The 12,122-nt window shown below is 66.4% G+C and carries 9 protein-coding genes; all 9 read left to right on the top strand.

The annotated features are described in order from the left end of the window. The first annotated feature begins 3 nt into the window (after positions 1-3). The 9 genes from ACOOGH_RS06230 (at position 4) to ACOOGH_RS06190 (ending at position 12,106) form a co-directional block, all read left to right on the top strand. Positions 4-2,271 carry a universal stress protein gene (locus ACOOGH_RS06230; protein WP_420448099.1) on the top strand — a complete coding sequence of 756 codons (2,268 nt, stop codon included), beginning with the start codon at positions 4-6 and terminating at the stop codon, positions 2,269-2,271. After that, positions 2,268-3,692: a radical SAM protein gene (locus ACOOGH_RS06225; RefSeq protein ID WP_420448098.1), complete on the top strand. Its 1,425-nt coding sequence runs from the start codon at positions 2,268-2,270 to the stop codon at positions 3,690-3,692. Before ACOOGH_RS06230 ends, ACOOGH_RS06225 begins: the two co-directional genes overlap by 4 nt. Continuing rightward, complete coding sequence (locus ACOOGH_RS06220; RefSeq protein WP_420448097.1) at positions 3,689-5,461, top strand: cytochrome ubiquinol oxidase subunit I; 1,773 nt, start codon at positions 3,689-3,691, stop codon at positions 5,459-5,461. The genes ACOOGH_RS06225 and ACOOGH_RS06220 overlap by 4 nt, the downstream gene beginning before the upstream one ends. Next, positions 5,458-6,294 carry a hypothetical protein gene (locus tag ACOOGH_RS06215; RefSeq protein WP_420448096.1) on the top strand — a complete coding sequence of 279 codons (837 nt, stop codon included), beginning with the start codon at positions 5,458-5,460 and terminating at the stop codon, positions 6,292-6,294. The genes ACOOGH_RS06220 and ACOOGH_RS06215 overlap by 4 nt, the downstream gene beginning before the upstream one ends. Then, positions 6,291-7,088 (top strand): c-type cytochrome, encoded by a 798-nt coding sequence (locus tag ACOOGH_RS06210; protein WP_420448095.1) that lies wholly within the window; start codon positions 6,291-6,293, stop codon positions 7,086-7,088. Before ACOOGH_RS06215 ends, ACOOGH_RS06210 begins: the two co-directional genes overlap by 4 nt. Beyond that, entirely contained in the window at positions 7,085-8,644 is a 1,560-nt protein-coding gene (locus ACOOGH_RS06205) for a c-type cytochrome (protein ID WP_420448094.1), read from the top strand. Before ACOOGH_RS06210 ends, ACOOGH_RS06205 begins: the two co-directional genes overlap by 4 nt. 65 nt (positions 8,645-8,709) lie before the next feature. Continuing rightward, entirely contained in the window at positions 8,710-9,570 is an 861-nt protein-coding gene (locus ACOOGH_RS06200; protein WP_420448093.1) for a carboxypeptidase regulatory-like domain-containing protein, read from the top strand. Between the two features lie 88 nt (positions 9,571-9,658). Beyond that, on the top strand, positions 9,659-10,324 hold the full coding sequence (gene coxB, locus ACOOGH_RS06195; RefSeq protein ID WP_420448092.1) for a cytochrome c oxidase subunit II: 666 nt from the start codon (positions 9,659-9,661) through the stop codon (positions 10,322-10,324). A 15-nt stretch (positions 10,325-10,339) separates the two neighbouring features. Then, positions 10,340-12,106: a cytochrome c oxidase subunit I gene (locus ACOOGH_RS06190; protein WP_420448091.1), complete on the top strand. Its 1,767-nt coding sequence runs from the start codon at positions 10,340-10,342 to the stop codon at positions 12,104-12,106. Positions 12,107-12,122: the final 16 nt, after the last annotated feature.

Here is a 12,122-nt window from a genome sequence, read left to right as displayed (position 1 = left end):
GCCATGTATCGAGAGGTATTTGTCCCGGTCGATAACTCGCGCGAGTCGGACTGGGCCGTGGACCGCGCCATCGAACTCTGTGCTCGCTTCGGGGGCCGCATAACCGGTTCTCACGTCTACGCCGCACGCCTCCACGACATCCGGTTCCGCCAGCTCGAGATCGGGCTTCCGGCCCAGTTCCAGGAACCGGCTGAAATCCGGCGGCAGCGCAAGATCCACGACAAGCTGATCGAGAAGGGTCTCCAGCTCATCTCCGACAGCTTCCTCGACCAGCTCCACCGCCGCTGTGCCGATGTCGGCGTGACCGTCACGCGGCAGCTCCTCGAGGGCATCAACTACGAGGAGATCATCAACGAGGCGAACCGCGGCGGCGGGCGTCTCCCCAGCCTCATCGGCTTCGATCCCAACATCGCCCACAACTACGACGGCAGCGATAAGCAGCGCACGGACGTCAAGCTGGGCGAGGACGGCCGCCTCCTGGCCGAGGACGAGGAGCAGGAGGACAAGCTGGCGGGCACCTCCGGCCGCGATTACGACCTCGTGGCGATCGGTGCCCACGGGCTCGGGCGGCAGGAGCGAAGCCGCCTCGGCGGCGTGGTCGCGCGCTCGCTGCGCGGTATCGAGAAGGACGCGCTCATCATCCGAGATGAACGGTCTCTCGAGGGCGGAAAGTGGCTCGTGGGCGTGGACGGCTCGGCCTACGCCTATAAGGGGCTTCGGATCGCGCTGGACATGGCCCGTGAGTACGGCGCCAAGGTCTACATCGCGAGCGCGTTCGACGTGCAGTACCACCACGTCGTCTTCCACAACATCAAGGATGTGCTCTCGGTCCAGGCCTCGAAGGTGTTCAAGTTCGAGGAGCAGGAAGAACTCCACAACAACATCATCGACAAGGGCCTTCTCCGCCTGTGCAAGGCGAACATCAAGCGCGCCGAGGTGATGGCGAGCGAGTATCCCGAAGTCGAAATCGAGACCCAGGTCCTCATCGGGAAACCGTTCGACGCACTCCTCAAGTGGGCCGAGGAGATCGATCCCTCTCTCATCGTCGTGGCCCGCCATGGCTCGCACCGCATCGAGGGGACGGATCTGGGGTCGCAGGCCGACAACCTCGTCCACCTCTCCGACACGAATGTGCTCCTCATCGGGACCGAGCACGTGCGGCCTGAGGAGATCCCCTGGATTGAAGAGGACGGGGAGGCCGGGCTCGAGTGGGCGCCCGAGGCGGAGGTGAGGATCCTGCGCGTGCCGCCGTTCGCGCTCGGGATCGCGCGCAAGGCCGTCGAGGAGTTCGTCCTCGAGCACTACGGACCCGGAAGCCGTTACGCGGCCGCTTTCGTCCCCAACCCGAAGGACGAGAAGAAGTACCAGGCCTCCGGGATTGAGACTAACGGAACGGCGCAGGTGGCCCGCGAAGCCCTCGAGACCGGCGCGGCTCCTTCGATCGCAGAGGTCGGAGAGGCCGCCAACGGGCGCGGGAACGCCGAGAAGGCGGAACTGTGGAATCGCGATCAGCTGCCCGTGGTGACGAACGAGCGTCTCGACGAGGCCATCAAGAAGCTCCTCCCGACCCACATGCAACTCGTGATGGGGATCGGTGATGCGGAAGAACTCGCCCTCGCCGAGGTGAAGGCGGGCGACGCGATGAAGCGCACCATCGTGGAAACGAGCGACGCGGACGCCTTCGAGGCCCCGCTTCCCGTGATGGCGAAGTGCCCCGTCACGGACAACCAGATCCCTCGCGACCGCACGGCCGCCGATCCCATCGTGTGGACGCACGAGGCGTTCGAGCGCCTGGGCCGCGTGCCGTTGATCGCGCGCCCCCTCGCCCGGAATACCGTGGAGCGCTTCGCCCGCGACGAGGGCATGTGGCGCGTGACTACACTCGTGATGGACGAGAACAAGGACGCGATGATCGCGGCCGACGAGTTCGACCTCGACACGATGCTCGTGATGTTCAACGAGTTGAAGGCGAAGCAGGCGCGAGCCGAAGCCGCCGGCGTCGACGGGATGAGCGAGGAGATGAAGCGCTTCATCGAAGAGGCAAAGGCGTCCGGCGTGACTCGCTGTCCTATCCGCGACATCGAGGAGCAGGCGGACGACTGTCCCGTCGACTTCAAGATGGTCTCGCCCGACGATGCCCGCGCCGCCGTCGAGAAGTTCGCGCGCACGGAGTTGGGAGATGAGTCGGGATCGGAAGCGGAGCAGGAGGGGGCGGGGGAAGCCGGGGCGAACTCAGGTCCCGCTTCGGAGCAGGGGTCGCACGCGAAGTGACCGGGGCCCCGCTGGCCGCGAAAGCTGTCGCACACGGGACCGATACCCGGATTGACAAGGCGTCCGGGCCAGCCTGGGACGGCGCCCCCGCCGCCGCGGCGCCGCGAGTCGAGCCCGATGTCGCGATCCCTCACGTCGTCGCCTGGAATCTGACGCGCCGCTGCAACCTCGCCTGTGCCCACTGCTACATCTCCGCCGGCTCGTGGCACGCCGCCGCGAACGAACTCGACACGGAGACCTGTTTCCGGGTCATCGACCAGATCCTCGACGTCAGTCCGTCACCGCTCCTCATCCTCAGCGGCGGCGAGCCGCTCGTGCGGTCCGATCTCGAGGAGATCACGGCCTACGCCTCGGAACGCGGCGCGACCGTGACCGTGGGCACAAACGGAACGGGGCTCACGGACGAGCGTATCGCGTCCCTGAAGGCAGCGGGCGTGCAGGGCGTCGCCCTCAGTATCGACTCCCTCAACCCGCGATACCACAATCGCTTCCGGCACGGAGACGGGGCGCTGGAGGACACGCTGGCTGCGGTGGACCGCCTGGTGGAACACCGACTCGACTTCCTCATCCAGTTCACCGTCACGCGGGGGAACCGGGATGAACTCGATGCCCTGGCCGCCTGGGCGGACTCGAAGGGTGCCGTGTGTCTAAACGTCTATTTCCTCGTCGAGACGGGGAGGGGCGAAGGGATGCGGGGCCTCGCGCCGGAAGAAAACGACGAGATCGTGGCCCGGCTCGCGGAACTGCAGCGCGAGTACCGCGGGCGCCTCATGATCCGCTCCAAGTGCCAGCCGCAACTGATGCGCCACGTATACGAGCACGATCCGGACTCGCCCCTCCTCAACTACCGGACGCGGTGCCCGTGCGGTGTGCAATACTGCCGCATCACGCCCGAGGGGAAGGTGACGCCCTGCCCGTACATGCCGGAGGTGGCCGGCGATCTCGCCGACGCCTCCTTCGGAGAGATCTGGCGCGAGGCCACGGTCTTCCGTCTGCTGCGCGACGGCGAACCGGGCGGGAAGTGCGGGCGCTGCGAGTACCGGGAACTTTGCGGCGGCTGTCGCGCCCGCGCCTACGCGATCGACGGAGACCTGCTGGGCCCGGATCCGTCCTGCGCCTACGAGCCGGCGTCCCGCGTGGCCCCGGCCATCGCGCCGCGCCGGGCGACCACGTACGGTTCGGCCACTGAACTCGATCTCCCGTGGAACGCGGAGGCCGAAGCTCGGCTCGGCGCCATCCCCAGCTTCGTGCGCGGAGTCGTGGCGGAGCGCGTGGAGAAATTCGCCCGCGAGCGCGGGCACGCGGAAGTGACACTCGAGGTGATGACCGAGGTTCGCCGCGCCATGCCGGTGGACTTTTCGAAGCGGATGCCCTTCTTCGCCCGGCAACGGCGGAGCAGGGGCCAGGGGGAGAAGCGATGAATCGCTGGATGACCCGTGGTGTCCTGACCCGCGGCGCTCTGCTGGCTGCCCTCGCGCTGGCGGTGGCCCTCCCGCTCCTCGCACAGGCGCCGGGACCCGACTACGGCGAGTTCAACTTCCTCGGACTCGACCGCCGCGGCGCCGTCTGGATCGCGGCCCAGCTGCACCTCCTGTTCGCGGCCTTCGTCCTCGGCGTGCCGATGTTTGCCGTCGTCATCGAGGCGATCGGGATCGTCGGGAAGGACGAGAAGTACGACAAGCTTGCCAAGGAGTTCACGCGGCTGCTGCTCGTGGCCTACAGCGCGACCGCAATCTGGGGCGCGATCCTCGTTTTCTTTCTCTCCACCCTCTATCCGCGCTTCTGGGGCTACCTGACGGCGGTCTTTGCGCCGTCGATGTGGGTGTACGCGGGCCTCTTCTTCCTCGAATCATTTACGCTCTACCTCTACTACTACGGGTGGGACGCGTGGAAGAAGGGCGCGGCGAAGAAGGTTCACTGGTGCCTCGGCCTGATGCTCAACGTGTGGGGCACGATCGTGATGTTCATCGCGAACGGGTGGCTCACCTACATGATGAGCCCGCCGGAAGGCCTCACGGTGGACACGGCCCCGCAGACGGTCCATCTGTGGAGCGCCATCAACAACGCGACCTGGATGCCGATCAACATCCATCGGCTGTTGGCGAACGTCGTCTTCGGCGGCGCGATCGTCGGCGCGTACGCGGCGTACCGCTTCCTCACGAGCCGGACCGACGAGGAGCGTGCGCACTACGACTGGATGGGCTACACGGGCAACCTCATCGCGATCGGAGCGCTCATCGTCCTCCCCTTCGCCGGATACTGGCTCGGACGCGAGATCTACGAGTTCAGCCAGCAGATGGGGATCACCATGATGGGCGGCTTCATGAGCTGGCTCTGGATCATCCAGGCCTTCCTCATCGGTATCCTCTTCCTCGCCGGCAACTACTATCTGTGGATCGGGATGGGACGGATCCCGGGCGCTGAACGCTTCCAGCCCTATATCAAGTGGATGCTTCTCGTCCTCGTCCTCGGCGTCATCGTGTGGGCGACGCCGAACACGATGATTGCAGACCGTGACGAGATCGCGGCCATGGGCGGAATCCGACACCCGTTCCTGCAGGTGCTCGGCGTGATGAGCGCGAAGAATACGGCCGTCAACCTGATGATCCTGACCACGTTCCTCTCGTTCCTCATGTACCGGCGGGCGAACAAGTATCCGGTCGTGCCGTGGGTTCGGGCCGGCACGATGCTGCAGGGCGCCGCCTTCGCGCTTTCGGCCGTCATCGTCGTCTTCTACGGCGTGTATGGCTACTTCGTGACGGCGATCGTGCGGATCGGCTTCTCCGTCTACCAGGTGCTCGCGGTGCTGGCGACGATCCTGTTCGTGATCGGTATCGACATCGCGATGCTCCGGGGCGCGAAATCGCGCGGCGAGATCCAGTGGGGGAAGATGCCGGACCGTTCGCAGTATGCCCTGCTGATTCTGGCCGTCACGTTCACGTGGCTCATGGGCCTCATGGGGTTCGCCCGCAGCGGGATCCGGCAGCACTGGCACGTCTACGAGGTGATTCGCGACACGAGCGAACAGGCGTTCACGCCGGCGCTCGGCCCGGCGGCGACGATCATCAGCATCTGTGTGCTCATCTTCTTCGCGCTCGTCGGATTCATCTTCTGGCTGGGCGGGCTGGCGGAGAGGTCGGTCTACGACGAAGCGGGGGCGGGGGCCGGCACGGAGGCGAGCGATAGATGACGAACCTCAAGATCCTGTTCACGGTCGTGGCGACGCTGGCGGTGTTCACCTTCGTGGCGAACGTGATCCCGCAGGTACAGTCGGCGGTGCCAAGGGAGATCGTGCTCAGCGCGGACATGCCGCCCGAGGAGCTGGCGGCGATCGGCGAGGAGATCTACGCCGGGGTGGGCGGCTGCACGGCGTGCCACGGCCTCGGCACGCGCGCTCCGGATCTCGTCGGGGTGGCGGGCAGCGTGTGCGCGACGCGCGTGCCCGGGCAGAGTTGCAAGGACTACCTGTGGGAGTCTCTGACCAGCCCGACGGCCTACATCGTGGATGGCTTCGACCCCATCATGATCGATCAGAGCATCACCTCGTCGCAGGCCGAGCTGTGGACGCTCGTCGCCTACCTGGAATCGCAGGGTGGCGAGATCACGGTGAACGCGGACGACTTCGCCGCGGCGCTGGCCGCCGACGACGCGGCCGCCGCTGCCCCACCACCCCCCGCCGTGACCGACCCGAATCAGGTCGACGCGGTAGCCCTGATCACGGCGCAGGGCTGCCTCGCCTGCCACGCGCTCGGCGGCGAGGGCGGTATGGTCGCTCCTCCCCTCGAGGAGCTGCAGGGACAGGATCCGGCCGTCGTCCGCGAGGGGATCGTGGATCCGATGGCGACGATCAACGAGGAGTACTCGGCCTTCGCAGGGACGATGCCGACGATCTTCGGCGATCTCATGTCCCCGGTCGAACTCGATGTGCTGGTGGAATTTCTGGTGGGGGGCGCGGGATCCGGGGCGGAGGCTCCGGGCGAGCCCCCGGACACCCCGCCGGACAGCGCGGGAGGTAGCCGATGAAGCGTTACCTGTCCCATCCGTTCTGGCAGGGCGTGATCGTGGTCGTCGCTTCCTGGGTCGCGTTCGAGTACGTGATCGGATACGTGCTGCCGGTGATCGGCGTGGCGAGCGCGCCGGTCCCGAGTTCCGTCATCGTCGAGTACATGCTGATCGTACTCGTCGGCGTCCTCCTCTACATGAGCGCCGACGAAGAGCGCTGGCAGCGCTTCCGTGAACCGATCCAGGCCACCATGGTGCAGCCCGACCGGCGAACGGTGCGGGGCATCCTCATGGTGGCCTTTCCGGTCCTGATCGGCTGGCTCGCGTACGAGCGGGTGAAGCCGAGCTATGCCGCGCCGGCCACGCTGCGCGCCGTGCACCCGGCGCCGCCGAACCAGATCACCTTCCGCGGCGAGACGATCGAGCTGACCGGGCTGGAGAATCCGCTGCACGAGGAAGGCTCGCTGGAGGAGCACCTTGCGGTCGGGAAGCGGGTATATGTCCGCAACTGCGTGCCCTGCCACGGTGACCTGCTCGACGGCCAGGGCCACTACGCGCAGGCATTCAACCCGGTGCCGGCCGACTTCACGAGTTCGGGCAACCTGCCGCAGCTCACGGAGAGCTACGTGTTCTGGCGCATCGCCAAGGGTGGCCCCGGCCTGCCGCGCGAAGGGACGCCGTGGGATTCGGCCATGCCGGCCTGGGAGCTGATACTCGAGCAGGACGAGATCTGGGCCGTCATCCTCTATCTCTACGAGCAGTCCGGCTACACGCCGCGCACGTGGGAGGAAGAAGGGGAAGGGGGCCACGAATGATGAGATCGCGCCGGACCGCGATCGCGTTGCTGGCCCTGACCGCGGGCGCTGCGCCCGCACTGGCGGGGCAGGAAGAGGCGGCCACCGCGGGCAAGGTCGTGTACGATCGCTGGTGCGCGGAGTGCCACGGCGAAACCGGGCAGGGGGACGGCTCGGCTGCTACCTCGATGCTGCCCCGGCCGCGCGACTTCACGCAGGCGCTGTACCAGATCCGCACCACCGGGAGCGGGCAACTGCCGACCGACGCGGACATCCGGTTCGCGATCGAGAACGGGCTCCCCGGTACGACGATGCCGGGCTGGCCCAATCTCTCGGACCAGGAGATCGACGACCTCATCGTCTACCTGAAGAGCTTCTCAAGGTTCTTCGGGCAGGGTCCGGCGCCCGAACCGCTGGACTTCGGATCGGACCCGGGTGGCGGTCCCGCCGCGATCGAAGCGGGGGCGGCGGCATACCTCACGATGCTGTGCGAGGAGTGCCACGGCCTGTCGGGGCGCGGCGACGGGACTTCGGCGCCTACGCTCGAGGACTGGCGGGGCCTCCCCATTCGCGCGGCCGACCTCACCGAGGCGTGGTATCTGAACGGCGGCAGCAGCGTCGAGGACATGCACACCCGGATGTTGACCGGGCTGGACGGCACCCCGATGCCGTCGGCCATCGACGCCATGAACTCGGGCGTCGTCTCGCCCGACGAGGTGTGGCAACTGGCGCACTACCTCGCTTCGTTCGGGCCGCGCGAGACGCCCCCTCTGCGCGAAGTCATCCGCGTGGGGCGCGCCGAGGGGGGGCTTCCGGCCGACGGCAGCGATGAGGCGTGGGAGGGTGTCGAGCCCTTCTACTTCCCGCTCTCGGGCCAGGTCGTCCAGGTGCCGCGCAACTTCGCGCCGACGGTGGATGGTGTCTGGGTGCAGGGCCTTCACGACGGAAACGACATCGCGCTGCGCATGCAGTGGAACGACCCGTCCAACAGTCCGGACCCGAATTGGGACGAGTGGCAGACGAAGATCACCGCCGCGCTTGATCTCGACGGGGCGGAGCCCATCGCCCTCGACAGCGCCGGCGCGCCGGTGGCGAGGCCCCCGGACGCGGTGCTCCTCCAGTTCCCGTTCGAACAGCCCGAGGGCACCGAGCGTCCGTATTTCCTGATGGGGGACACCCGGGAGCCGGTCTATCTCTGGACCTGGGACTCGGAGACGGGCGTCGGCGCCGCGCGCGGCCGGGGACTCGACTCCGTCGAGCCGCTCACGGAGGATCCGGTAACGGGGCAGGCCACGTGGGAGGAGGGGCGCTGGACGCTTCACGTCCGGCGTCCGATCGAGCTGGAGAGCGACGGTCTCGACTTCGCCGAGGGCATCCCCACGCCCATCGCCTTCCAGGCGTGGGATGGGTCGAGCGCCGAGGTCGGAAAGCGCAGTTCCGTGAGCTCGTGGTACTACATTCTGCTTGAACCCCCGGCGTCCAGCACGGTCGTCGTCACGCCTCTCCTGGCCATGCTCTTGACGGGGGCCTTCGGTCTCGTTCTCGTGCGCCGGGCCCAGGACCGTCGGAGGAACTGACGAGGCAACCAGGAAGGGCTCTTAACAGCCAATAGTGCAACAGCTTCTCGTACGGAGGTAAATCAATGCGATCGCATTTCTGGAACCGTTCTGCGGCTCTGCTGGCCGTCACGGCGATGGCCGCCTGTGGCGGCGGCGGCGGTGGATCGTCGGAAGGCGCGGCGGACGACGCAGGCGAGGCGCCTGCCGCCGCTGCGGTGGATCCGTCGACCGTCGGCACCATCTCGGGCATGGCCAACTTCGGCGGCATGGTCCCGACCATGGAGCCGATCGACATGTCGGCCGAGGAGGACTGTGCCGCCGGCTATGGCGCCGAGGGCCCCATGGCGCAGAACGTGCTCGCGTCCAACGGTGGCCTGGCCAACGTGTTCGTGTATCTGAGCGAGGGCGTCTCCGGGGCGCCGGCCGCGTCGGGCGCTGCCGAGCTCGACCAGGTGAACTGCCGCTATACCCCGCACGTTCTCGGCGTGCAGAGCGGACAGGACATCGAGATCACGAACAGCGACAACCTGCTCCACAACATCAACGCCACGCCGACCGAGAACCGGGGCTTCAACATCAGCCAGCCTCGCGCCGGGATCACGAGCACGCAGCGCTTCGCGGTGTCCGAGGTGATGGTGCCGGTGCGCTGCGACGTGCACGGTTGGATGCAGGCGTACATCGGCGTCGTGGATCACCCGTACTTCGCGGTCACGGGCGCCGACGGCAGCTACTCGATCGCCAACGTCCCCGCCGGCGACTACACGATGACGGCGTGGCACGAGGAGTTCGGCACGATGACGGCGAGCGTGACGGTCACCGCCGGCGGTATGGCCGAGGCCTCGTTCGACTACAACAGCGACATGATGGGCTCCAACGTCCCGATGGGCGACGCACTCGTCATCGAGCACGGCACCGACCGCATCCGAGTGGAGCGCACCCAGTAACGCGAGGGGCGGGACCGGCGGCCCGAGCGCCGTCCGGTCCCGCTCGCGTTCCGTTCATTTGAAGGGATCACCTGGAAGGAGATAGCTCGTGGATTGGGCGCTGCCCCCGAACTACTCGACATTCGGCATCGTGATCGACCAGCTGTTCTGGATCATCCTCGTCATCACCGGGATTGCCTTCGTCCTCGTGGAGGGCGGCATCCTCTGGTTCTGCATCAAGTACCGCGGGCGCGAGGGAGCGAGGGCGCACTACACGCATGGATCGAACAAGGTCGAGATCATCTGGACGGTGATCCCGGCCATCATCATCGCGATCCTCGGCGCCTACTCGGCCATGGTCTGGGACGACATCAAGGGGAGCTCCAACCGGCCGCAGGACGCGCTCGAGTTCCTCGTCGTCGGAAAGCAGTTCGAGTGGAACATCACCTATCCCGGCATGGACCGGGCGCTGGGGACGGGGGACGACTTCACGGTCCGCAACCAGTTCCACTTCCCGGTGAACGAAGACATCACGATCCTGCTCGAATCCGAGGACGTGATCCACTCCTTCTTCATCCCCGAACTCCGGGTGAAACAGGACGCGGTGCCCGGCATGACCATCCCGGTGTGGTTCGATGCGACCCAGACCGGAAACTTCGAGATCGCGTGCGCCGAGCTATGTGGCCTGGGCCACTACTACATGATGGCGAGCGTAACCGTGCACAGCGCGGCGGAATTCGACGCCTGGCAGGCTGGCCAGGCGACCGCCCAGTGATCGAGAAAGGCTGATATGGCGACGATCGTAGCGGAGGCGACGGGGCAGGCGATTCTGCAGGAGGAACACGAGCAGTCGTTCCTGCGCAAGTACATATTCTCGACGGACCACAAGGTCATCGCGATCCAGTTCCTCTTTTATACGCTGTTCTTCCTCATGATCGGCGGACTGCTCGCGATGCTCATGCGATACCAGATCGCGTGGCCGGCGCGGGGCGAGCTGCCGCTGGGCGGGATCTTCCCCGAGACCATGGTTGCGAGCGGGTACATCCTGCCCGAATTCTACAATGCCCTCGTCACCATGCACGGTTCGGTGATGGTGTTCCTCGCCATCATGCCGATGCTCGTGGGTGTGTGGGCGAACTACCTCATCCCGCTCCAGCTGGGGACGCACGACATGGCGTTCCCGCGGCTCAACATGCTCTCGTTCTGGCTCATGGTGCCGGCCGGGATCCTCACCCTGGCCAGCTTTTTCGTGGTGGGAGGCGCGGCGGGGGCCGGCTGGACGCTCTACGCCCCGCTCAGCGCCCGTCCTGACCTGACCGGCGTCGGCCTGGGACAGATCCTGTGGCTGGTGGCGCTCATCTTCATCGGGCTCTCATCGATTCTCGGATCGGTGAACTACATCACGACGACGATCAACATGCGCGCCCCCGGGATGACCTGGATGCGCATGCCACTGACCATCTGGTCCCTGTTCATCACGGCCATCCTCGCGCTGCTCGCCATGCCGGTGCTGTCGGCGGCCGGGATCATGCTCGTCTTCGACCAGACGATCGGGACGAGCTTCTTCCTCCCCGAGGGCGGGGGACAGCCGCTCCTCTGGCAGCACCTGTTCTGGTTCTTCGGCCACCCGGAGGTCTACATCCTCATCCTCCCGGCCATGGGCTTCACCTCCGAGATCCTCTCGGTGGGGTCGCGGAAACCGGTGTTCGGCTACAAGGCGATGGTTTTGGCGCTCGTCTCGATCGCCTTCCTGGGCTTCATCGTGTGGGGCCACCACATGTTCCAGAGCGGGATGAACCCGATGCTGGGGCTCACGTTCACGGTCTCGACGCTCTTCATCGCCGTGCCCTCGGCGATCAAGACGTTCAACTGGATGGGCACCATGTGGCGGGGGAACCTCCAGCTGCACACGGCCATGCTGTTCGCGATCGGGTTCGTGGCGATGTTCGCGATCGGAGGCCTGTCGGGCGTGTTCATGGCCTCGACACCGGTCGACATCTACATCCACGACACGTACTTCATCGTGGCCCACATCCACTACGTGCTCTTCGGCGGGAGCCTGTTCGCGCTCTTCGGCGCGATCTACTTCTGGTACCCGAAGATGTTCGGCCGGATGATGAACGAGACGATGGGCAAGATCCACTTCTGGCTCACCTTCGTCTTCTTCAACCTTGTCTTCTTCCCGATGCACGGCGTGGGGATGGTGGGGATGATGCGGCGCATCTACGACTCCACCGGTTACGCGCACCTGCAGGGGATCGAGGACTCCAACGCGCTCATCTCGTGGTCCGCGTTCATCCTCTTCGCGTCGGGCTTCCTGTTCGCGTTCAACTTCTTCTGGAGCCTGAAGAAGGGGAAGAAGGCCGAGGCGAACCCGTGGAACGCGACGACGCTGGAGTGGCAGACGCCGTCGCCGCCCAAGCACGGGAACTGGGAGGAAATCCCCGTCGTCTACCACGGGCCGCACGAGTACAGCCACCCGGATGTGGAGGACAAGGACTGGCTGGCGCAGAACGAACGGCCGGATGTCGTGAGCCCGGCCGCCGGCAGCCACTAATCGCATAAGAAGGGAT

Source organism: Candidatus Palauibacter sp. (genome assembly GCF_965213655.1).
Lineage (GTDB): Bacteria > Gemmatimonadota > Gemmatimonadetes > Palauibacterales > Palauibacteraceae > Palauibacter.
Note: the sequence above shows the minus strand (reverse complement) of the source record. Positions and strands in the feature narration are given on the sequence as shown.

What these genes read in the sequence shown, in the direction of transcription:
- ACOOGH_RS06230 (WP_420448099.1), top strand. Translation starts at nt 4, where the DNA reads ATGTATCGAGAGGTATTTGTCCCGGTCGATAACTCGCGCGAGTCGGAC.
- ACOOGH_RS06220 (WP_420448097.1), top strand. Translation starts at nt 3,689, where the DNA reads ATGAATCGCTGGATGACCCGTGGTGTCCTGACCCGCGGCGCTCTGCTG.
- ACOOGH_RS06215 (WP_420448096.1), top strand. Translation starts at nt 5,458, where the DNA reads ATGACGAACCTCAAGATCCTGTTCACGGTCGTGGCGACGCTGGCGGTG.
- ACOOGH_RS06210 (WP_420448095.1), top strand. Translation starts at nt 6,291, where the DNA reads ATGAAGCGTTACCTGTCCCATCCGTTCTGGCAGGGCGTGATCGTGGTC.
- ACOOGH_RS06205 (WP_420448094.1), top strand. Translation starts at nt 7,085, where the DNA reads ATGATGAGATCGCGCCGGACCGCGATCGCGTTGCTGGCCCTGACCGCG.
- ACOOGH_RS06200 (WP_420448093.1), top strand. Translation starts at nt 8,710, where the DNA reads ATGCGATCGCATTTCTGGAACCGTTCTGCGGCTCTGCTGGCCGTCACG.
- ACOOGH_RS06190 (WP_420448091.1), top strand. Translation starts at nt 10,340, where the DNA reads ATGGCGACGATCGTAGCGGAGGCGACGGGGCAGGCGATTCTGCAGGAG.